Below are 19,480 nucleotides of genomic sequence, written 5' to 3' on the forward strand. Positions count from 1 at the left end.
CCTATATTAAAAAAATGGTGGCGAGACCGAGGAAAGATAAAAATCCCACCACATCAGTCACTGTCGTCAGAATAACACTGCCTGCTAAGGCTGGGTCGATGCCCATTTTCTTAAGTAAAATGGGCAAAAGAGTGCCTGTTGTTGCAGCAAACAAGAGATTTATAATAATTGCGCCCGCAATGATATAGGCAATTTTGAGGTTGTCAAACCATAAGGCGGTTAGGGCGGCAATAACCGTGGCCCAAAGTAAGCCATTAATCAAACCAACAATGAGCTCACGGTTTAATAACCAGCGGGTGTTGGTGGAGCCAATTTGGTTGAGAGCGATACCCCGTATTACTAGGGTGAGTACTTGGGAGCCAGCAATGCCCCCCATGCTGGCGACAATCGGCATTAAGATCGCTAGGGCGACAACTTGGTCGAGAGTGTCCTGAAACAAGCCAATAACATAAGAGGCAGTGAAGGCTGTGATCAGGTTAATGCCTAACCAAACTGCACGACGCTTGGTAGTTTTAAGTATAGGCGAGAAGGTATCTTCATCATCATCAAGACCTGCCATGCTCAACATGGAGTGCTCTGCTTCGTCTCGAATAACATCCACCACGTCATCAATGGTGATACGACCTAATAACTTATGGGTGTTTTTATCAACAACGGGAGCAGAAACCAAGTCCATTTTTTCAAACAGTTGCGCAACTTCGCTGACAGGTGTGTCGGCGTAAATCACTTCGTCTTCTGTTTCCATAACATCGCGAACGGTTAAGTCCGTATCGGCCACCAGTAATTTGGTGATGGGGAGAGAGCCGAGTAAGCGATCGGAGCGGCTTACCACCAATAGGCTGTCAGTCATGTCTGGCAGTTCTTCATGACGTCGCAAATAGCGAAATACAATATCCAGAGTGATATTCGGACGAATTGTGATGGTGTCCGTGTTCATCAGGCCGCCGGCCGAGTCTTCAGAGTAGCTTAATAGTGTTTCGACTCGAGTTCTGTCTTGGGCCGTCATAGAGGCCAAAACTTCTTTTACAACTGTCTCTGGTAGATGTTGGAGTAAATCGGCGAGGTCATCACTTTCAAAGTGTTCAGAGACAGCCACTAAGCGCTCTGTATCCATCTCTTTTAGGAATTGGACACCTATGTCTTCGCTTAGGTATTGAAGGACGTCACCTTCGTTTTCGGAATCGATAAGCTCCCATAGGAGTTTACGTTCTTTTGGTGGGGAGGATTCTAAAAGGCGAGCAACGTCCTGTGCGGGTAGGGCCCCGTTCAGAAGGTAACGTATTTGCATGGTGGCACCGGACTCAAGAGAGTCCGAAACCGTTTGCAGATGAGTTAACATGGATTGCTCAGACATGAGTCTACTCGTCTTCGTCAAAACGATTATTGATTAATTCAATAACGCTTTTTAAGGCTTCAGCTTCGTCTTCACCGTTGGTCTTAATCTTGATCTGAGTGCCCTTACTGGCCGCTAGCATCATCATGGCCATAATGCTTTTGCCGTCTACATTGCGGCCATCTTTTTCAATCGTGATGTCGCATGAAAATCTAGACGTTGTTTCAATAAGCTTGCCGGCGGCACGAGCATGCAAGCCTAACTTATTTATAATGGTAACTGTCTCTTCAAGCATGGCTGTTCCTTATAATAAAGAGTGGAACGTGTTGAACAATTCTTCGTCAGTCTTCGCCGCTCTAAGTTTGTCTAGGGTTTCTGAAGATTGCGCCATTTCGGCAATTTTCGCCAGCGTTGATAAATGCTGGTCACATTCATGTGGCGGTACAATTAAGGCAAAAATCAAATCCACAGGCTTTCTATCGATGGAGTCAAAATCAATCGCTTCGTTGAGGGACAAGACGACAACTGCCGTATGGTTAGCTGACTCAAGACGACAATGAGGAATGGCGATACCGTTACCAACCCCTGTACTGCCTAGTTTTTCACGCCCTAAAAGAGCATCGTAAACAGCGCTGTTTTCACAGTGTAAGCGGTCCGAAACAATGCTGGCTAGGTTCTCTAAAACTCTTTTTTTACTCACTATGTCTTGTTTGGCAAAACACAACTCAGTTTTTAGTAGTGATTTCAATGGCATGATAAAGGTCACATCCGTCTTAAATCAGTCGTTTTCGTTCATTGGAAGGAGGGATGTTCATCGCCTCTCGGTATTTGGCGACAGTCCTTCGCGCTACTTGAATGCCTTGGTCCGCTAGCGTTGTCGCCAGCTTATTGTCACTCAGTGGTTTCTTAGGTGGCTCTTCCGCCACCAATTTCTTGATCATGGCTCGGATGGCGGTTGAAGAGCACTCACCACCTGAGGCTGTATTTACATGGCTGGAGAAAAAGTATTTAAGCTCAAAAATACCTTTTGGCGTGTGCATGTATTTCTGCGTTGTCACACGGGAAATGGTTGATTCATGCATGCCGACTTCTTCTGCAACATCATGCAATACCATAGGTTTCATGGCTTCTTCGCCAAGCTCAAAAAAGTCAATTTGGCGGTTTACAATACAGCTGGCTACTTTTAACAAAGTTTCATTACGGCTTTGTAAACTTTTTATGAACCATTTTGCTTCTTGCAAAGAGGTCTTAATGTAGGTGGCATCTTCCGTGTTGACGGCTGTGCTCGCCATGGCTGAATAAGTTTCATTGATTTTGACGGGTGGCAGGGCGTCGTTATTGAGCTCCACTTGCCAAACATCATTCACCTTTTTCACCGAAACATCAGGAATAACATAATCGGTATCGCCATGATCAATAACAGAGCCAGGTCTTGGATTAAGCTGTTGAATTAAATCAATGACCTCTTTTAAAGCGGCTTCCTTGAGCTTGGTTTTACGGATTAACTGCGTAAAGTCGCGGTTGCCTAATAGAGGTAAGTAATTATCAATTAGATTGTGAGTATTTTTATAAAGAGGGTGATTCTGGAAAGCTTCCAGTTGTACTAATAAACAGTCTCTTAAATCAATTGAACACACACCAACCGGATCAAAGCGCTGAAGTCTGTGCTGCACGGCAATGACTTCATCAAACTCTAGGTCCTCAAGCTCTTGGCTTAGAGATTGCCAAATGTCGTCCGGTGTAATGCTCAGATAACCATCAGATTTAACACATTCAATAATGGCGTAAGCGATTTCAATGTCCCGGTCAGACATGTGGGTTAGATTAAGCTGCCAAATGAGATGGTCTTGAATGCTTTCATCAGGAGCATTGCGGCTTTCAAAATCTGTGTCGCCACCTTCGTAGCCACTCTGTTCGCCTATTGATGCCGAGTTCTGATAGGTGTCATCCCAATTACTATCAATAGACAGCTCTTCAGGAATGCTATCCGTCCATTCAGATTCAATGCGAGCTTCTTCAGCTTCGATAACAGGGTTTTCTGATTCGGTTTTTTTATCCGTTTTTTCTTCGCTGCTTGTTGTAGTTTGGACGATAGGGCTTTCATCGTCGTCAATTTCAAGCAGGGGATTGGATTCAAGAAATTCATGGATCTCTTGCTTCAAATCTAAAGTAGAGAGTTGCAACAGGCGTATGGCTTGTTGTAACTGAGGTGTCATGGTCAGTTGTTGACCGATTTTAAGCTGTAAAGACTGCTTCATAAAGCAACTCTTTCTAAATAGGTGAATTGGAACGAGTTATGCATACTACTCTCTTTGAACAATAATGATAAGGGGGTTATAGGCGGAAATCGTCGCCTAGATATACCTTTTTCACCTGTTCATTATTGATAACGGTTTCCGCGTCGCCAGAAGCAATGATATGACCATTGCCGACTATGTAGGCTTTATCACAGATGTCTAGGGTTTCTCGTACGTTATGGTCGGTGATTAAAACACCTATGCCACTGTCTTGCAGATGCTTGATGATGAGCTTGATGTCGCCCACCGAAATCGGGTCTACACCCGCGAAAGGTTCATCTAATAAAATGAACTTTGGATTCATTGCCAGAGCGCGAGCAATTTCTACGCGGCGTCTTTCGCCACCGGAAAGGGCCATGCCGAGGTTCTTGCGAATGTGAGTAACATGAAACTCTTCAAGCAAACTTTCAAGCTTTTCTGCTTGCTGAGCTTTGTTTAGCTCCTTGCGAGTCTCCAAAATAGCGGAAATATTGTCTTCTACAGACATTTTACGAAAGATGGAGGCTTCTTGGGGTAAGTAGCCAATGCCTTTTTGTGCACGGGTATGCATGGCATTACTGGTGATGTCTTGACCATCAATAAAAATACCGCCAGCATCATTGCTCACCATGCCCACAATCATGTAGAAGCAAGTGGTTTTGCCTGCGCCATTAGGGCCTAATAAACCGACGGCTTGACCAGATTCAACAGATAAAGAAACATCTTTCACCACTTGGCGCTTTTTATAGCTCTTGGCGAGATGTTTTGCTTCTAGAAGTGCCATGTCATTCTCTTTATTCTTCTGTTTGAGGTTGTAATGTCATAGTGACGCGACCAGTGCCTTTTTTGCTGGCTTCAAAGGCGCCAGTGTTCACCATATACAAGATATAATCGGCAGAAACCTTGTTGTCGGTTTGATTCAGGTAGCCATCTCCAGTGATCTCCAGTCGGCCTAGAGTCGTTGAGTAATGAATTTGGTTGCCTTGGCTAATCACCATGTTGCCTTCGAGATCAATCTGCTGGCTGAATTTGGCAGGCTTACCCTTAGCTTCAAGCTTATTAAATTGCTGTGTTGCTAAATCAGTATTGATTTTTAGGTAGTCCGCTTCAATTTGGATTGAACCTTGAGTAATAAACACATTGCCTGTGTAAATGGCTTCCCCAGTTTGCTGATCAAAAGAGGCTTCATCCGCCTGTATGTCAAGAGGTTGGCGGGTATCATCAGGAAGGGCTAATGTTTGCTGGCTGATAGCAGCAGCCATGAACATGGAGCTAATTTTTAGGAGTAGGTTCATAGTGTCCTCTTACGGAACGCGTCATAACAACTTTTTCCGAGTTGATATAGGCAATGATTGTTTCTGCTGTGGTCGTGCCTTGTGTGGAATACAGCTTTGCATGACCGTAGCTGGTTAAAGACTCGTCTTCGTCCAAATAATGAATCGTATCTGATGACAAAGTAATGTCGGCAGAGTTTATATGTTTTTTTGTGGCATTGGCGTTTTCAGTTAATAATATATCACGACTTCCATCTTCAATTGAGCCTTTGTCTGCTTGGGCATTCCATGATCCCAATTCTGCTTGGCGCTCTACATAGGGATGCTGAAGCAGCGTTTTCTTATCTTTAACATAATGAAGGGTTTGTTCAGCGTTTAAGGTCTCAATCAATTTTCCATTGGCATCAAATTCTTTAATTCTAACTTTCGTTATAAAGTAGTCTGGGGATGTGCTGAGTGATTCGCTTGTTACAAGGTTGCCTACCCGGCCAGTATTTACGCCCCAAAATACCGCGGCTATAGCTATGACAACTATAGCCAGCATTAGGTATTTAATGGCGGTACGTTCGATGGTTTTCATCTGAGTTAGTTGCCCACTGTCATCATAAATAAATAGACACCATATGACGCCAGCAGAGGGATACCGATCCAGCGTGGAATGCTCTTGTTTTTACGTCCATTGAATATGAATACCGCAGCGGCAAGTGCACATGTCAGGCCAAGAACCCAAAGGTAATCCCGGTTCAATATATTGTCATCAATTATGCCAGGTGCAATAAGAGCTGGCAGTGGTAATACCGTCGCCAGGTTGAATATATTTGATCCAAGGATGTTACCAATGGCAATGTCATGATGGCCTTTTTTGACGCTGCTTACTGACGCTGCCAGCTCAGGCAGGCTGGTACCAATGGCGACTATGGTTAAACCAATAATCAGTTCGCTGATACCCAAAGCCGTTGCAATGCCTATAGCGCCCCAAACCAATAGCTTGGAGCTGCCAATTAATACCGCAAGACCAATAAATGCAATGACGACGGACTTGAATACAGGGCTGCCGTCATCTTCAGGCAGTTCACTGGCCAGTTCTTCTTCGAGGTCTTTGCTGCCTTTTAAAAGAATGGTCAAAATAACAACGAAAGCAATGATTAGAATGACACCATCAATAAAGCTTAGGATGCCATCAAGCAGTAACCCGCCAGTCAGCAATGTGATGGCAAGTACCAGAGGAACTTCCTTAGTAGATAGCCCCTTAGCAATTGGGATCGCGGAAAATAGTAGGGTGACACCAAAAACCAAGGCAATATTGGCGATGTTAGAACCCAATACGTTACCAATCGCGATTTCAGGAGCGTTATCGATAGCGGCGATAGCGGATACCACCATTTCAGGTGCGGAGGTGCCCAGGGCAACGAGCGTGATCCCTATGATCATAGGGCTAACGTTGAGTTTTTCTGCGACCAGTGCAGAGTGTTCGATAAATTTGTCTGAACTTAAAACTAGTAAGATTAAGCCGGCAATTAGAGCAGCAGAAAACAGCAGCATGGTGTTGAATTAACTCGTGAATAAATGAAGGTTACATTTAATGTGGTTTGGCATGTAAATTCAAGACTTGATCTTTGCAAGAAATTGGGTTCTTGCTGGGTTTTATAGGATTTATGGCAGGGCAGTGATAATATCTCGGCACTAATAGTCATGGATCTAAGGTGTATCTGAGATGGATGCGTATATAGAAGTGCAAGGGTTGCAGTTTTATCGTGCCGATAGGGTTATCTACGATGATGTAAGTTTGCAAATTCCGCGGGGCAAAATAACGGCGGTGATGGGACCGAGTGGAACCGGCAAAACCACTTTGCTACGTCTTATCGCGGCGCAGTTGGCGCCAGATAAAGGACGCATTTTAGTGGATGGTCAAAATGTACATACTTTGTCGCGATCAAACTTGTATGAGTTGCGGAAAAAAATGGGCATGCTATTTCAAAGTGGTGCTCTCTTTAGTGACATGTCTGTGTTTGAAAATGTTGCTTTCCCATTGGAGGAGCACACCAAGCTAAGTGCGAACGAAATAAAACAGCGTGTGTTAGAAAAACTGCACAGCGTTGGTTTAAAGGGTGCTGCAGGTTTAATGCCAGCGGAACTTTCTGGCGGTATGGCCCGCCGCGTGGCCTTGGCGCGTGCTATTGCTTTAGATCCTGCCTTAGTTATGTACGATGAACCTTTTACTGGCCAAGACCCTATCTCTAAAGGTGTCTTGGTAGAACTAATACGAAAGTTAAATGAGCAGGGAGATATTACCTCAGTGTTGGTGTCTCATGATGTGGAGGAGTCTTTATCGATTGCCGATCATGTTTGCATTCTTGCGGGAGGGCGAGTGGTCGCACAAGGCAGTCCTGTGCAGATTTTGGAATCAGATGACCCAAGAGTTCAGCAGTTCCTTAAAGGGGAACCGGATGGTCCAGTGCCTTTTCATTATCCGGAGGCAAGTACAGATGCTTCTAACTCGTTAGGAGATGCTCGATGAACAAGGTGATTGGGCTGGGTGCCAGTGCGCTAAATTGGTTGGAAACCGTTGGCAAAGCGGGCATTTTTATTTTTCAAAGTGTCTTTCGTCTGCCGGTTAGGTTGCCTGAAGCCATTAACCTATTGATAAAGCAGCTTTATGCTGTTGGCGTCTTATCTCTAGTGATTGTGGTTGTCTCTGGGGCTTTCATTGGTATGGTGTTGTCGCTACAGGGCTATAGCATACTGGCGAAGTTTGGCTCAGAGGATGCGGTGGGGCAGTTGTTGGCCTTGTCTTTGTTGCGAGAGCTTGGGCCTGTGGTGACAGCCTTACTGTTTGCTGGTCGAGCAGGGTCTTCCTTAACGGCTGAGATTGGTTTGATGAAAGCAACAGAGCAGCTTTCTAGCTATGAAATGATGGGAGTCGACCCACTTCGTCGAGTGATCGCCCCGCGGTTTATTGCTGGTGTGATTTGTATGCCAATTTTGAGTTTGATTTTCTCTGCAGTGGGCATCATTGGTGGTTTAGTGGTGTCTGTGGCTTGGTTGGGTGTTCATGACGGGGCTTTTTGGTCCTTAATGCAGCAGTCTGTGCATTTTGACACTGACATTGTGAATGGCCTAATTAAAGCGGTTTGCTTCGCCATTGCGGTTACTTGGATCGCAGTTTATCAAGGGTATGAATGCGTTCCTACATCTGAAGGGATTGGTAAAGCGACCACGCGAACAGTGGTGCTAGGATCATTGGCTATTTTGGCGTTAGATTTTGTTTTGACGGCGGCTATGTTTGGAGATTTTTAAATGAGAAGTAAGCGTACGGAATTGTTAGTCGGAAGTTTTATTGTATTGGGATTGGCGGCCTTTGTTTATCTGGCGGTTCAGGTCAGTGGCTTGGGGTTTTCAAATAATAAGGATACCTATCAAGTTGTTGCGCGCTTTGATGATATTGCCGGACTTTCTAATCGTGCAAAAGTCAGTATCGCTGGCGTGACGGTAGGGGATGTGGAATCCATCACCTTCGATAAAGAACTCTTTATGGCGCTGGTAACCATGAATATTCGTTCAGATGTAGACAATATTCCCACAGATAGCTCAGTGGCCATTTTAACCAGTGGTTTGTTGGGTGAAAAATATCTTGGCATCACCATAGGTGCGGATGAAGAGGTGTTGACTGAAGGCGGGGAAATATACGATACCCAGTCTGCTTTGGTGTTAGAAACCCTAATTAGCCAGTTCCTGTTCAATTCTGGCGATTCTGAGGAGTAAGCTATGTTAAAGAATTTGGGTAAGCTTGTGATGGCTTTTTCACTTATGGTAAGTGCTAGCGTTTGGGCTGATTCTGAAGGCGCCAGAGAAAAAGTGATTCAAATGGTTGATGCTTTTCGCAGTGACATTGTCGCAGACCGAGACGTGTTGGCCAAAGATCCTGAATTGTTAAATCAAAGGGTTGAAAAAATTCTTGCCGACATAGTGGATTTTGATCAGCTTTCCCGCAATGTGATGGGTAAGTATTATCGTCGTGCAACACCTGCTCAGCTGGAGCGCTTTTCACAAGAAACCAAAGCAACGTTGTTAAAAACCTATGGCACCGCTTTATTAGAGCTGGATCCAGATCGAATCACTGTTTTACCTTTAGGGCCTCAACGGGAAGGGCGGCCTGTGAAAGTAGATGTGACTTTTCAACAAGCGTCTGGGGTGCTGCTGAATATATCCTTCTTGATGGAAGAGAATAAAGCCGGTGCTTGGTTGCTGGATAACATCATTATCGAGAATATCAATTTTGGTTTAACTTTCCGTAAACAGTTTGCGGTCATGATGCAGCAAAACAAAAACAATATTGATGCGGCCATAGATGCATGGCGAGATTCTTTGTCGAAATAATCTCGCTTTATTTGTTCAAATATTGAATGAAAAATCCGAATTCCAGCAGTGGGGTTCGGATTTTTTATTGCTAGGACGATAAAAGCTCAATATTCCTTCAAATTTATGTAAAACAACGCTTTTTTTGTCTCCAGTTGACCCATCAGGTGTTAAGTAGTTGCGCTGACTGAGGTAGAATAAGAAGAATTGAGAAAAATATTTATGTTGGAGCGACTGTGAACGCAAACGAAGTAAAACAGCTACTGGAAACCGCCCTTAAAGATTGCCAAGTTATTGCAGAAGGGGAAGGTTGTAATTTCCAAGTAGTCGTAGTGTCAAGTGAGTTTGAAGGACTAATGACCGTAAAAAGGCAGCAGCTTGTTTATGCTCACCTACAAGAAGCAATTGCCAGTGGCGCCATTCATGCTGTCACAATGAAAACTTACACACCAGCCCAATACAGTCAGCTATAAAAGCAATTATAAGAGAATAAAATTATGGATAAGCTCCTTATTACCGGTGGTGTCAAACTTAATGGCGTTGTGCGTGCATCGGGCGCTAAAAATGCGGCGTTGCCTATTCTTGCAGCGACCTTGCTAACGAAAGATTTAATTACTATTCAGAACCTACCCCATTTGCACGACATTACCACCATGCTAGAACTGCTTGGCTCAATGGGATGTGGTGTTGTTGTTGACGAGAAAATGAGCGTTCAGTTGGACGTGTCAACATTGAATAACTGCGAAGCACCTTATGAATTGGTGAAAACCATGCGTGCTTCTATTCTGGTGCTTGGCCCATTGGTGAGCCATTTCGGTAAAGCCATCGTATCTCTACCTGGCGGCTGTGCGATCGGTAGTCGCCCAGTGGATTTGCATTTGCGTGGTTTGGAAGCCATGGGAGCAAATATCGTGGTAGAAGGCGGCGACATTATTGCCAGCGTAGATGGCCGCTTGAAAGGTGCTCGTATCTTCTTCGATAAAGTTACCGTAACAGGTACAGAAAACCTATTAATGGCTGCAACTTTGGCTGAAGGGCAAACCATTCTTGAAAATGCCGCTCGTGAACCTGAGGTGGTTGATCTAGCAGAATGTTTGATTGCTATGGGCGCAAAAATTACCGGCCATGGTACAGATACAATTTATATCGATGGTGTCGAAAAACTCCATGGCGCAACTTATCCAGTAATGCCGGACCGTATCGAAACCGGTACTTTCTTGGTGGCGGCAGCCATTACAGGTGGCAAGGTTAAAGTCATCGATACGGATGTAAAATCCCTTGAAGCAGTACTGGCTAAGCTTGAAGAAGCAGGTGCCAAGGTAACTTGTGGGGAAGACTGGATCGAAGTGGATATGGAAGGTCGTCGTCCGCAGGCTGTTAATATCAGCACCGCACCGTATCCTGCTTTCCCAACAGACATGCAGGCTCAGTTTGTTGCTTTGAATGCTGTGGCGACGGGTGTAGGTCGAGTCATTGAAAATATTTTTGAAAACCGTTTCATGCATGTAAATGAAATGTTACGCATGGGTGCTGATATTGAAGTGGCAGGTAACACGGCCATTGTTCGAGGCTGTGACGCCCTTAAAGGTGCCCCTGTGATGGCGACAGATTTACGTGCTTCTGCCAGTTTGGTGCTTTCTGCCTTAGTAGCGGAAGGGGATACCAAGATTGACAGAATCTACCATATTGACCGTGGTTACGAATGTATTGAAGAGAAATTCGGATCATTAGGGGCAAAAATTTCACGGGTGTTAAATTAAATGAGTAATACATTAACGATTGCCCTATCAAAAGGGCGTATTTTGGGCGAAACATTGCCCTTGTTAGAAAAAGCCAACATTGTTCCGGCTGAAGATATTCACAAAAGTCGTAAGCTGATTTTTGATACTAATCACGAGCACATCAAGTTGGTGATTCTACGTGCTACAGATGTACCGACTTACGTTGAGCATGGTATTGCTGACTTTGGTGTGTCTGGTAAAGACGTGTTAATGGAAGCCAACACAAAAAACTTGTATGAACTGTTGGATCTAAAAATTTCTAAGTGCCGCTTAATGACGGCTGGTGTGGTTGGGCAGGCGTTGCCTAATCGTCGCTTAAAGGTGGCCTCTAAATTCTCTAAAACCGCTAAAGCTTACTTTGCTGAGCATGGTATTCAAGCCGATGTAATCAAGCTGTATGGGGCAATGGAATTAGCACCTATCATGGGCTTGGCAGATTTAATTGTAGACATTGTCGATACGGGTAACACACTTAAAGCCAACGGTCTTGAGGCTCGTGAATTGATTGCGCCGATTAGTACTCGTTTGGTGGTAAACAAAGCGGCCTATAAAACCAAGTACGCACAGATTGAACCTATCATCGAGATGTTGCGCACGGCTGTAGAAAATAATGAGGAGGCGTAATTGAAACTTAATATTCGAGAGTTTTCCTCAACACAAGCAGGCTTTCGTGAAGAATTAGAAGCCTTGTTGGCTTGGGACTCTGTGTCCGATGCAGGCGTTCAGGAAGCGGTTTTTAATATCGTTAATCAGGTTCGTAAAGAAGGTGATAAAGCGGTCATTGAATTTACTAACCATTTTGACCGTCGTCAGGTTAATGATGCCAGTGAGCTTGAGATCTCTCGTGATGAGATGGCACAAGCTAAACAGCGCATTAGTGCAGAGTTAGTGGCCAGCTTAGAGGCCGCTGCTGCGCGTGTACATGATTACCATGAGCGTCAAAAACAACCTTCTTGGCAGTATCAAGAAGACAGTGGCACAGTGCTTGGTCAAAAAGTAACGCCATTAGACCGTGTTGGTGTGTATGTACCGGGCGGAAAGGCTGCTTATCCATCGTCTGTGTTGATGAACGTGATGCCAGCCAAGGTGGCAGGTGTTGGTGAGATCATCATGGTTGTTCCCACTCCAGATGGTTTTGTGAATGACATAGTTTTGGCGGCAGCGCATATTGCGGGTGTGGATCGCGTCTTCACCATTGGTGGTGCTCAAGCCGTTGCTGCATTGGCTTATGGGACTGAAACGGTTCCTAAGGTCGACAAGATTGTTGGTCCAGGCAATATCTATGTGGCTACCGCGAAGCGTCAGGTTTTCGGTGCGGTCGGTATTGATATGATAGCTGGACCATCCGAAATCCTTGTGGTGTGTGATGGCAAAACGAATCCAGATTGGATTGCCATGGATCTATTCTCTCAAGCAGAACACGATGAAGACGCACAATCTATCTTGATCTCCCCAGATGCGGATTATATCCAGCAGGTTAAGGCTTCGATGGAGCGTTTGATTGAAACCCAAAGCCGTCAGCAGATCATCAAGGTATCTTTAGAAGGCCGTGGTGCCTTTATTCATGTGAAAGACATGGATGAAGCTATGGATATTGCTAACTTAGTGGCAGCGGAGCACCTTGAGTTATCTATTGATGAGCCTGAAAAGTGGGTGGAGAAAATTCGCCACGCGGGTGCCATCTTTATGGGAAGGCATACGCCAGAAGCGCTAGGGGATTACTGTGCTGGTCCTAACCATGTATTACCAACCTCTGGTACGGCACGCTTTTCATCTCCATTGGGTGTGTATGATTTTCAAAAGCGTAGCTCATTGATTAATTGCTCACCTCAAGGTGCCAGCGACTTGGCTAAAATCGCTTCGCCTTTAGCGCGAGGTGAGTCTTTAGAGGCCCATGCTATGTCTGCGGAATACCGTATTCTAGACAGCAAGGTTAACGAGGGTGAGTAAGCCGCACCCTCAAGCCTTATACCAGCTTAGAAAAGTCACGCGCTTTTTAGCCGTGGCGATTCTATTGCTGGTGGTGGTTGGCTTTTTTCTGCCTTCCCAATATCGAGTCGAAAGAAGCATTGAAGTTTCTGCTTCAGCGGAAGAGGTTCTTGAGGTTATGTTGCAAGGCCAACAACTTTCGAACTGGATGTATATTGAGAATGGACAGATAGAACCACAAGATGGCACTTTGGCAGCAGAGCAAAGTGCGGTTATTTCCTATCTTAATACCGCTGAGCAAGGTCGACTGACTTTGCTTGAGGTGATGCCTGGGTTAGTAACCTTTGAGGTTTTGCCAAAGCCTGGGGTAGCGCTCGTCGAAAATCAGTTTTATATGCAAGAAAGCGGTGGTGTCACATCATTGCGTTGGGTCATCGAAGGTGAATTAAATGCGGGTCTGCTTGGGCCATATATCGCTTTATTGGCAAATAATATTGCCGGTAAAAACTTCGAAACCAGTCTTGCTCGCCTAAAGCAATTGGTGGAAGGTTAGCCCTAATATTGGGCTAGGTGTTTGATCATTGGTTGTTTCTCTAGCGTAATGTTCGCCTTGTAAGATTGGTTGCCCCTTGTGCCTAGTATCGAGATGGTCGTACCGGGTTTGTAAGAGGCAATTAAATTCTTTACCTTGTGCGGATCACTGCTTTCCATATCATTTATCTTCATAATAATATCGCCAACCTCAATGCCGGCTTTTTCAGCTGGGCTATTTGCGCTCACTTTACTCACCAGTAAACCATGTTGTGCCGGAGTGATCAGGCTCTCAGCAAGTTGTGTGGTAATCTTTTGGGCGTCCATACCAAGGTAGCCTCGGACCACTTGCCCTGTTTTTATGATCTCTGTCATTACCGCCATGGCATCATCTACCGGCGTAGCAAAACCAATTCCTTGTGAGCCGTTCGTGCTGGAGTAGATTGCTGAGCTAATGCCTATTAGTTGGCCTTTTAGATTGACTAAAGCACCTCCTGAATTGCCCGGGTTGATGGCAGCATCTGTTTGTAAGAAATTCTCGTAGGTGTTGAGACCAATGCTATTTCTGCCTTTTGCGCTAATAATGCCGGCAGTTACCGTTTGGCCGATGTCGAATGGGTTGCCTATGGCAAGAATGCGGTCTCCAACGTTAACTCGCTCGCTGCTGCCGATTTGTATATGAGGTAAGTTCTCGGCAGGAACCTTTAAAATTGCAAGATCGGTGAAGGGATCAGAGCCAATAATGTTGGCGCTCAATCGTCTGCCGTCATTCAGTCTTACTATGATGCTTTTCGCATTTTGCACCACATGATGGTTGGTAAGGATAAAGCCTTGCTTGGTGATGATGACACCAGAACCAAGGTTCAGGTTATGGGTGGTGTTACTGCTTTTGTTAAAGTCGTTGCGCTCAAGAATGCGAGTGTAAATGCTGACAACGGCTGGAGCGGCTTTTTTTACCGACACAGCATAGTTGTCGACTCTTGTTGATTGTAAGGTTTGGATAAGAAGAATCGATAGACCTATACAAGCGCCGCCTAGAATAGCGATAATAAGTGTTAGCCAGTGTGTTTTTTGAGTCATAGGGGGTATTTGTGTTACGCAGTGAATTTGAAAAAATACTTAATCAAACGTTAAGTCCTAGCCTTTTTAAAGATTATGCGCCCAATGGTTTGCAGGTGGAAGGGAAAAACGAAATTAAGCGTGTTGTTACAGGGGTTACGGCTTGTCAGGCACTTATTGATGCGGCTATTGAGTATCAAGCAGACGCCATATTTGTTCATCATGGGTATTTTTGGAAGGGTGAGGCTCCTCAAATAACCGGTATGAAATACCGTCGCGTATCGGCACTTATTAAAAATGACATTAATTTATATGGTTACCATCTGCCATTAGATGCACACCCAATGTTGGGGAACAATGCTGGTTTAGCGAATGCTTTAGGTGTTTATGAGCGCCAGCCACTTCAACCAAGCTTACCCATTGAGCAATCAATCGGAATAGTTGGGGAGTTGGCCTCGGCGTTATCAATGGATGACTTTCAAGCTTTGGTCGAGAAGGCTGTCTCACGAAGTGTCTTATTTGAGCGAGCAGGACCAAAGCTGATTAAGCGCGTTGCTCTATGTACAGGTGGTGCTCAGGGCTATATTGATCAAGCTATTGCTGCAGATGCAGACGTTTTTATCACTGGTGAAGTGTCGGAGCAGACGATACATCTAGCAAGAGAAATGGGTATTCATTTTATTGCCGCAGGTCATCATGCGACGGAGCGTTTTGGGGCTCAAGCTGTGGCTAAGTTTTTGCGTGATGAGCATGCATTAGAAGCAGAGTTTATTGATATAGATAGCCCTGCCTGATCGAGCATAAAAAAGGGAGCCAAGGCTCCCTTTTTTATGTAAATCTCGTTAGGTTAGACAGTACGTTTGGGTTCAAGCTCTTTATCAAGGTTGCCATCTAAACCGAATTTTTCACTTAACATGCCTTCGTCACTGTCACCCTTTAGGGCGTAGTCACGTGGTGGCGCAGTATCGGTAATTTCTTCCGACTCAATGCTTGGTGTTTGAGTGGCCGTTTCAGCAATGCTTACGCTACTTACTTGGCTGGCGCCACTTGCTAATGCTTTACGTAAAGCCTGTAAGTGCTTTTCAGTGGCTTGCAATTGCTTACTGCTGTCAGCAATGAAATCGTCAATGATAACTTGTTTCTTATCAAGGTCTTGTTGCAGGGATTGTATAGTGGCGGCAGAGCTGCTGGAGGCGCTGACTTTGTTGGCGTTTTTTGATGTGGCACTTTTTATCGCCAAAGTTGCGATGCAGCCTAGTATTGCGCCGGTAACAAAAATAATGATGTTAAGTTCTTCCAAGTTCATAATTTACTCCCAAAAACGATAGGCCATTATAGCCGATTTATTATCTTGGATCATAGCGTGGTGGGTGTTGTTTAAGTAGCAATTTGTTAGAATATTCCCAATTCATTTTATTATCTTAAAGAGTAATGATGACACCAATTAGCCGTTATAAACAAGACTTAGAAAGAGATGACTTTAATTACGATCCTGCCCAAGAAGAAGCGGTGCAAGCCCTGCAGGATTTGTTTGATCGATTAGTCGCCAATCAGCAAGAAGCGCCATCCACTGGACTTTTTTCCCGCTTTCGTAAAAAGAAGCAGCCAAGTGTCGAAATCGGCTTGTATTTCTGGGGTGGTGTGGGTCGTGGTAAAACCTATCTCATGGATACTTTTTTTGACTGCTTACCAACAGAGAAAAAATTACGCTTACACTTTCACCGCTTCATGCAGATGGTTCATCAAGAGCTGCGCAAGCTGAATGATGTGAAAAATCCTTTAGAAATCGTCGGCAAGCAAATTTCAGACAAGGCGCAGGTGTTATGTTTTGATGAATTCTTTGTCACCGATATTACGGATGCAATGATTCTGGCGGGTCTACTCGAAGAGCTGTTTAAAAACGGCACGACTCTCGTGGCAACATCGAACATTGAGCCAGATGGTTTGTATAAAAATGGTTTGCAGCGAGCGCGCTTTTTGCCAGCCATCGACTTGGTGAACAAGTATACCAAGGTGATGAATGTGGATGGTGGCGTGGATTACCGTTTGCGTACTCTTAAGCAGGCCAAGCTTTACCACTACCCATTAAATGAAGACGCCGATAAAGCCCTTAACGAACGCTTTATGAGTCTTATTTCGGATGCTTCTCATATAGTAGAGGGTGGTGCGGTTGAAATTGAAGGCCGCCAAATTCCTTTGCTACGCAGTTGCGAGAGTTTGGCTTGGTTTGATATCCAAGCTTTATGTGATGGCCCCAGAAGCCAGGTGGATTATATCGAGATTGCACGCTTATACACGACGGTGATCATTTCCAATCTACCACAGATGGATGCGCCAAGAGATGACTTAGCAAGACGCTTCATTAACTTGGTGGACGAATTTTATGACCGCCATGTGAAGGTGATTTTTTCGGCAGAAGTGGCCATTCCAGACATTTATACAGGCACACGTTTGGCCTTTGAATATGACCGAACTGTGAGCCGTTTGCTGGAAATGCAATCCGAAGAATATTTGTCTTTAGAACATCGTCCATAAATCTGGCTAGGGCTTTATTTTATTGCTGTCGTGCAGTATAATTCGCTCGCCTTTTTGAAGGTAAGTGCACGTTATTAATGTCTTATGCATTAATAACCAATAATAATAGGTATGGCATGTTGAATTACATGCGTATTGATAGGGTTTTTTGATGAAAACTTTTACAGCAAAACCTGCTGAAGTACGCCGCGACTGGTTCGTGGTTGATGCTGAAGGCAAAACTTTAGGTCGTTTGGCTACCGAAATTGCACGCCGTCTACGCGGTAAGCATAAAGCTGAATACACTCCACACGTTGACACTGGTGATTACATCGTTGTTGTTAACGCTGAGAAAATTCACGTTTCTGGTAACAAAGCAGCCGCAAAACAATACTACCGCCACACTGGTTACCCAGGCGGCTTGCGTTCTATGAATTTCGAGAAGCTGATTGATCACGCTCCTGAGCGTGTTCTTGAACTTGCCGTTAAAGGTATGTTGCCAAAAGGTCCTTTGGGCCGTGCAATGCACAAGAAAATGAAAGTGTACGCTGGAACTGAGCATCCACATGCTGCTCAACAGCCACAAGAACTTAACATTTAATACGGAAGAACATTATGTCAGCTACTCAATACTACGGTACAGGTCGTCGTAAAACGTCTACCGCTCGTGTTTTCCTTAAAGCCGGTTCTGGTAACCTAGTTATCAATAACCGTACACTTTCTCAGTACTTCGGTCGTGAAACGGCTCAAATGGTTGTTCGTCAGCCTCTTGAACTTGTTGACGCTACTGAAAAATTTGACGTTTACATCACTGTTAAAGGTGGTGGTATCTCTGGTCAAGCTGGTGCGATCCGTCACGGTATCACACGCGCATTGATGCAATACGATGAGACTCTACGTCGTACTCTACGTTCTGCAGGTTTCGTTACTCGTGACTCGCGTGAAGTTGAACGTAAGAAAGTTGGTCTACGCAAAGCACGTCGTCGTCCTCAGTTCTCAAAACGTTAATATTCGTTTTTGGGTTACTATTAAAACGCTTGGTGTGTTTCACCAGGCGTTTTTTTTGTTGTTAACAGCATAGGCTCAATGAGCTGCTTTTAAGCATATAATCAAGCCAATAATTAACGCGAAAATATGTTAGAATGACGGCAAATTTGTTCCAGCGTAATGGTTGCGCCTAAAACCATGATTCGGTGATGTTGTAGGATGCAGCAGTAACCGTATGGATTTTGGTGTTAAGTCTTAAAAGTGGTGATGACCATTGCTATGGCGTCATTTTATAGTTTGCCTCATTTATGAGGTATTTGATGTTTTTAAAATAGGGGTTAGACATGGGTGTTATTGCAAAGCGCTCCTCAATGACTTTTTTCTCAGACGGGGAAGATCACTACAGCCACAGAGTTCGTATTGTATTGGCTGAAAAAGCAGTGACCGTTGATATCATTGATGTGGATCCGTTTAATAAGCCAGCGGAATTGGCTGATGTTAATCCGTACAACGAGTTGCCAGCATTGGTTGACCGTGATTTGGTACTTTACGAGCCAAACGTAATGATGGAATACCTTGATGAGCGTTTCCCTCATCCACCATTGCTACCTGTTTACCCTGTAGCGCGTGCTGAAAGCCGTCTTTACATGTACCGTATTCAGCGTGATTGGGCTGATCTAGTCGACCTAATCTTGAGCAGCAAAGACAAAGAAGCCGTTGCTCAAGCTCAGAAAGAATTGCGTGAAAGCTTAATCAATGTTTCACCTATTTTTGAAGAAAAGCCTTACTTCATGAGCGACGAGTTCACGATTGTTGACTGTTGCCTAGCGCCAATCTTATGGCGTCTGCCTGTTCTAGGTGTGGATATTCCTAAAGAACAAGCCGCTTCTCTATACAAATACATGGATCTAGTATTTGCTCGTGAGTCTTTCCAAGAAAGTCTTTCTGAAGCAGAAGAAGAAATGCGCTTAGATTAATATCAATGATGCCTTGTGAAAGGTGTGTAAAAGGAGCCCAGGCTCCTTTTTTGCTATAAGAAAAGGTGAATCGACATGCTAGCCAAAAGATCCTATTTACTAAACGCTGCCTATTCATGGGTATCGGACAACGACATGACGCCATATTTATTAGTGGATGCAACCCATGAACAAGCTGTGTTGCCTATGGAGTTTGTCAAGGATGGACAAATCGTATTGAACCTTAGTATGTCTGCAGTTCGACATCTGATCATGGACAAAGAGGCGGTGTCTTTTGAAGCGCGTTTTGGTGGTAAGCCTATGCAGGTTTATGTGCCTATTGCCGCGGCACTTGCTTTGTACGCGAAAGAAAATGGTGACGGTTTCGTGTTTCCAGAAGAGGAATTTGAGCCAGCGCCCGATCCAGTTGACCCACAACCCCCAAAGAAAGGCTTCACTCTAAAAGTTGTGAAGTAGTGGTTTC

25 protein-coding genes are annotated in these 19,480 nt (G+C 44.6%); 15 read left to right on the plus strand and 10 right to left on the minus strand.

Going from position 1 to position 19,480, the window contains the following annotated elements; genetic code table 11:
- Position 1: 1 nt before the first annotated feature.
- From mgtE to ACUM5Y_RS11025, 8 genes are all read right to left on the minus strand, one after another.
- Positions 2-1,354, minus strand: a complete 1,353-nt coding sequence (gene mgtE / locus ACUM5Y_RS10990) for a magnesium transporter (protein ID WP_445976921.1) — start codon at positions 1,352-1,354, stop codon at positions 2-4.
- 4 nt (positions 1,355-1,358) lie between these two features.
- On the minus strand, positions 1,359-1,628 hold the full coding sequence (locus tag ACUM5Y_RS10995) for an HPr family phosphocarrier protein (RefSeq protein ID WP_445976922.1): 270 nt from the start codon (positions 1,626-1,628) through the stop codon (positions 1,359-1,361).
- A 9-nt stretch (positions 1,629-1,637) separates the two neighbouring features.
- Complete coding sequence (locus ACUM5Y_RS11000; RefSeq protein WP_445976923.1) at positions 1,638-2,087, minus strand: PTS sugar transporter subunit IIA; 450 nt, start codon at positions 2,085-2,087, stop codon at positions 1,638-1,640.
- Positions 2,088-2,106: 19 nt separating this feature from the next.
- Positions 2,107-3,591, minus strand: a complete 1,485-nt coding sequence (locus ACUM5Y_RS11005) for an RNA polymerase factor sigma-54 (RefSeq protein ID WP_445976924.1) — start codon at positions 3,589-3,591, stop codon at positions 2,107-2,109.
- A gap of 76 nt (positions 3,592-3,667) precedes the next feature.
- Positions 3,668-4,393, minus strand: a complete 726-nt coding sequence (gene lptB / locus ACUM5Y_RS11010; protein WP_445976925.1) for an LPS export ABC transporter ATP-binding protein — start codon at positions 4,391-4,393, stop codon at positions 3,668-3,670.
- A 10-nt stretch (positions 4,394-4,403) separates the two neighbouring features.
- The gene (lptA, locus tag ACUM5Y_RS11015) at positions 4,404-4,904 is read right to left on the minus strand and encodes a lipopolysaccharide transport periplasmic protein LptA (protein WP_445976926.1); all 501 of its coding nucleotides are present in this window, start codon (positions 4,902-4,904) and stop codon (positions 4,404-4,406) included.
- The gene (gene lptC / locus ACUM5Y_RS11020; RefSeq protein ID WP_445976927.1) at positions 4,882-5,463 is read right to left on the minus strand and encodes an LPS export ABC transporter periplasmic protein LptC; all 582 of its coding nucleotides are present in this window, start codon (positions 5,461-5,463) and stop codon (positions 4,882-4,884) included. Before lptC ends, lptA begins: the two co-directional genes overlap by 23 nt.
- A 5-nt stretch (positions 5,464-5,468) precedes the next feature.
- Positions 5,469-6,425, minus strand: a complete 957-nt coding sequence (locus ACUM5Y_RS11025) for a calcium/sodium antiporter (RefSeq protein ID WP_445976928.1) — start codon at positions 6,423-6,425, stop codon at positions 5,469-5,471.
- 172 nt (positions 6,426-6,597) lie between these two features.
- On the opposite strand from ACUM5Y_RS11025, the gene ACUM5Y_RS11030 reads away from it, so the two are divergent.
- The 9 genes from ACUM5Y_RS11030 to ACUM5Y_RS11070 all read left to right on the plus strand — a co-directional run bounded on the left by ACUM5Y_RS11030 (position 6,598) and on the right by ACUM5Y_RS11070 (position 13,502).
- Complete coding sequence (locus ACUM5Y_RS11030) at positions 6,598-7,401, plus strand: ABC transporter ATP-binding protein (protein ID WP_445976929.1); 804 nt, start codon at positions 6,598-6,600, stop codon at positions 7,399-7,401.
- Positions 7,398-8,180, plus strand: coding sequence for a lipid asymmetry maintenance ABC transporter permease subunit MlaE (gene mlaE, locus ACUM5Y_RS11035; protein ID WP_445976930.1), 783 nt, complete (start codon positions 7,398-7,400; stop codon positions 8,178-8,180). Before ACUM5Y_RS11030 ends, mlaE begins: the two co-directional genes overlap by 4 nt.
- Positions 8,181-8,645 (plus strand): outer membrane lipid asymmetry maintenance protein MlaD, encoded by a 465-nt coding sequence (gene mlaD / locus ACUM5Y_RS11040; RefSeq protein WP_445976931.1) that lies wholly within the window; start codon positions 8,181-8,183, stop codon positions 8,643-8,645.
- Positions 8,646-8,648: 3 nt separating this feature from the next.
- Positions 8,649-9,260 carry an MlaC/ttg2D family ABC transporter substrate-binding protein gene (locus tag ACUM5Y_RS11045; RefSeq protein WP_445976932.1) on the plus strand — a complete coding sequence of 204 codons (612 nt, stop codon included), beginning with the start codon at positions 8,649-8,651 and terminating at the stop codon, positions 9,258-9,260.
- A gap of 215 nt (positions 9,261-9,475) precedes the next feature.
- Entirely contained in the window at positions 9,476-9,712 is a 237-nt protein-coding gene (locus tag ACUM5Y_RS11050; protein ID WP_445976933.1) for a BolA family protein, read from the plus strand.
- A gap of 24 nt (positions 9,713-9,736) precedes the next feature.
- The gene (murA, locus tag ACUM5Y_RS11055) at positions 9,737-10,999 is read left to right on the plus strand and encodes a UDP-N-acetylglucosamine 1-carboxyvinyltransferase (protein WP_445976934.1); all 1,263 of its coding nucleotides are present in this window, start codon (positions 9,737-9,739) and stop codon (positions 10,997-10,999) included.
- Complete coding sequence (gene hisG / locus ACUM5Y_RS11060; protein WP_445976935.1) at positions 11,000-11,644, plus strand: ATP phosphoribosyltransferase; 645 nt, start codon at positions 11,000-11,002, stop codon at positions 11,642-11,644.
- The gene (gene hisD, locus ACUM5Y_RS11065; RefSeq protein WP_445976936.1) at positions 11,645-12,970 is read left to right on the plus strand and encodes a histidinol dehydrogenase; all 1,326 of its coding nucleotides are present in this window, start codon (positions 11,645-11,647) and stop codon (positions 12,968-12,970) included.
- Entirely contained in the window at positions 12,963-13,502 is a 540-nt protein-coding gene (locus tag ACUM5Y_RS11070) for an SRPBCC family protein (RefSeq protein WP_445976937.1), read from the plus strand. Before hisD ends, ACUM5Y_RS11070 begins: the two co-directional genes overlap by 8 nt.
- Positions 13,503-13,504: 2 nt before the next feature.
- Here the strand turns inward: ACUM5Y_RS11070 and ACUM5Y_RS11075 are convergent, their stop codons facing one another.
- Positions 13,505-14,560 carry a S1C family serine protease gene (locus ACUM5Y_RS11075; protein ID WP_445976938.1) on the minus strand — a complete coding sequence of 352 codons (1,056 nt, stop codon included), beginning with the start codon at positions 14,558-14,560 and terminating at the stop codon, positions 13,505-13,507.
- A gap of 11 nt (positions 14,561-14,571) precedes the next feature.
- Here ACUM5Y_RS11075 and ACUM5Y_RS11080 point away from each other — a divergent pair, with 11 nt between their 5' ends.
- Complete coding sequence (locus ACUM5Y_RS11080; protein WP_445976939.1) at positions 14,572-15,333, plus strand: Nif3-like dinuclear metal center hexameric protein; 762 nt, start codon at positions 14,572-14,574, stop codon at positions 15,331-15,333.
- Positions 15,334-15,386: 53 nt separating this feature from the next.
- Here ACUM5Y_RS11080 and ACUM5Y_RS11085 read toward each other — a convergent pair whose 3' ends face one another.
- The gene (locus ACUM5Y_RS11085) at positions 15,387-15,845 is read right to left on the minus strand and encodes a Z-ring associated ZapG family protein (protein ID WP_445976940.1); all 459 of its coding nucleotides are present in this window, start codon (positions 15,843-15,845) and stop codon (positions 15,387-15,389) included.
- Between the two features lie 128 nt (positions 15,846-15,973).
- On the opposite strand from ACUM5Y_RS11085, the gene zapE reads away from it, so the two are divergent.
- The 5 genes from zapE (at position 15,974) to ACUM5Y_RS11110 (ending at position 19,473) form a co-directional block, all read left to right on the plus strand.
- Positions 15,974-17,074, plus strand: coding sequence for a cell division protein ZapE (gene zapE / locus ACUM5Y_RS11090; RefSeq protein WP_445976941.1), 1,101 nt, complete (start codon positions 15,974-15,976; stop codon positions 17,072-17,074).
- 151 nt (positions 17,075-17,225) lie between these two features.
- The gene (gene rplM / locus ACUM5Y_RS11095; protein ID WP_445976942.1) at positions 17,226-17,654 is read left to right on the plus strand and encodes a 50S ribosomal protein L13; all 429 of its coding nucleotides are present in this window, start codon (positions 17,226-17,228) and stop codon (positions 17,652-17,654) included.
- Positions 17,655-17,668: 14 nt separating this feature from the next.
- Positions 17,669-18,061 (plus strand): 30S ribosomal protein S9, encoded by a 393-nt coding sequence (rpsI, locus tag ACUM5Y_RS11100; protein WP_036159384.1) that lies wholly within the window; start codon positions 17,669-17,671, stop codon positions 18,059-18,061.
- Between the two features lie 323 nt (positions 18,062-18,384).
- Positions 18,385-19,017 carry a glutathione S-transferase N-terminal domain-containing protein gene (locus tag ACUM5Y_RS11105; RefSeq protein WP_445976943.1) on the plus strand — a complete coding sequence of 211 codons (633 nt, stop codon included), beginning with the start codon at positions 18,385-18,387 and terminating at the stop codon, positions 19,015-19,017.
- A 75-nt stretch (positions 19,018-19,092) separates the two neighbouring features.
- Positions 19,093-19,473, plus strand: a complete 381-nt coding sequence (locus tag ACUM5Y_RS11110; RefSeq protein WP_445976944.1) for a ClpXP protease specificity-enhancing factor — start codon at positions 19,093-19,095, stop codon at positions 19,471-19,473.
- Positions 19,474-19,480: the final 7 nt, after the last annotated feature.

The sequence above is a fragment of the Marinomonas dokdonensis genome, assembly GCF_052747885.1.

Coding starts and splice junctions, on each gene's coding strand:
- ACUM5Y_RS11110 (WP_445976944.1), top strand. CDS start 19,093: ATGCTAGCCAAAAGATCCTATTTACTAAACGCTGCCTATTCATGGGTA.
- ACUM5Y_RS11075 (WP_445976938.1), bottom strand. CDS start 14,560: ATGACTCAAAAAACACACTGGCTAACACTTATTATCGCTATTCTAGGC.
- ACUM5Y_RS11105 (WP_445976943.1), top strand. CDS start 18,385: ATGGGTGTTATTGCAAAGCGCTCCTCAATGACTTTTTTCTCAGACGGG.
- lptA (WP_445976926.1), bottom strand. CDS start 4,904: ATGAACCTACTCCTAAAAATTAGCTCCATGTTCATGGCTGCTGCTATC.
- ACUM5Y_RS11030 (WP_445976929.1), top strand. CDS start 6,598: ATGGATGCGTATATAGAAGTGCAAGGGTTGCAGTTTTATCGTGCCGAT.
- ACUM5Y_RS11005 (WP_445976924.1), bottom strand. CDS start 3,591: ATGAAGCAGTCTTTACAGCTTAAAATCGGTCAACAACTGACCATGACA.
- ACUM5Y_RS11025 (WP_445976928.1), bottom strand. CDS start 6,425: ATGCTGCTGTTTTCTGCTGCTCTAATTGCCGGCTTAATCTTACTAGTT.
- ACUM5Y_RS10995 (WP_445976922.1), bottom strand. CDS start 1,628: ATGCTTGAAGAGACAGTTACCATTATAAATAAGTTAGGCTTGCATGCT.
- hisG (WP_445976935.1), top strand. CDS start 11,000: ATGAGTAATACATTAACGATTGCCCTATCAAAAGGGCGTATTTTGGGC.
- ACUM5Y_RS11045 (WP_445976932.1), top strand. CDS start 8,649: ATGTTAAAGAATTTGGGTAAGCTTGTGATGGCTTTTTCACTTATGGTA.
- zapE (WP_445976941.1), top strand. CDS start 15,974: ATGACACCAATTAGCCGTTATAAACAAGACTTAGAAAGAGATGACTTT.
- lptC (WP_445976927.1), bottom strand. CDS start 5,463: ATGAAAACCATCGAACGTACCGCCATTAAATACCTAATGCTGGCTATA.
- mlaD (WP_445976931.1), top strand. CDS start 8,181: ATGAGAAGTAAGCGTACGGAATTGTTAGTCGGAAGTTTTATTGTATTG.
- mgtE (WP_445976921.1), bottom strand. CDS start 1,354: ATGTCTGAGCAATCCATGTTAACTCATCTGCAAACGGTTTCGGACTCT.
- ACUM5Y_RS11085 (WP_445976940.1), bottom strand. CDS start 15,845: ATGAACTTGGAAGAACTTAACATCATTATTTTTGTTACCGGCGCAATA.
- rplM (WP_445976942.1), top strand. CDS start 17,226: ATGAAAACTTTTACAGCAAAACCTGCTGAAGTACGCCGCGACTGGTTC.
- rpsI (WP_036159384.1), top strand. CDS start 17,669: ATGTCAGCTACTCAATACTACGGTACAGGTCGTCGTAAAACGTCTACC.
- murA (WP_445976934.1), top strand. CDS start 9,737: ATGGATAAGCTCCTTATTACCGGTGGTGTCAAACTTAATGGCGTTGTG.
- mlaE (WP_445976930.1), top strand. CDS start 7,398: ATGAACAAGGTGATTGGGCTGGGTGCCAGTGCGCTAAATTGGTTGGAA.
- ACUM5Y_RS11000 (WP_445976923.1), bottom strand. CDS start 2,087: ATGCCATTGAAATCACTACTAAAAACTGAGTTGTGTTTTGCCAAACAA.
- lptB (WP_445976925.1), bottom strand. CDS start 4,393: ATGGCACTTCTAGAAGCAAAACATCTCGCCAAGAGCTATAAAAAGCGC.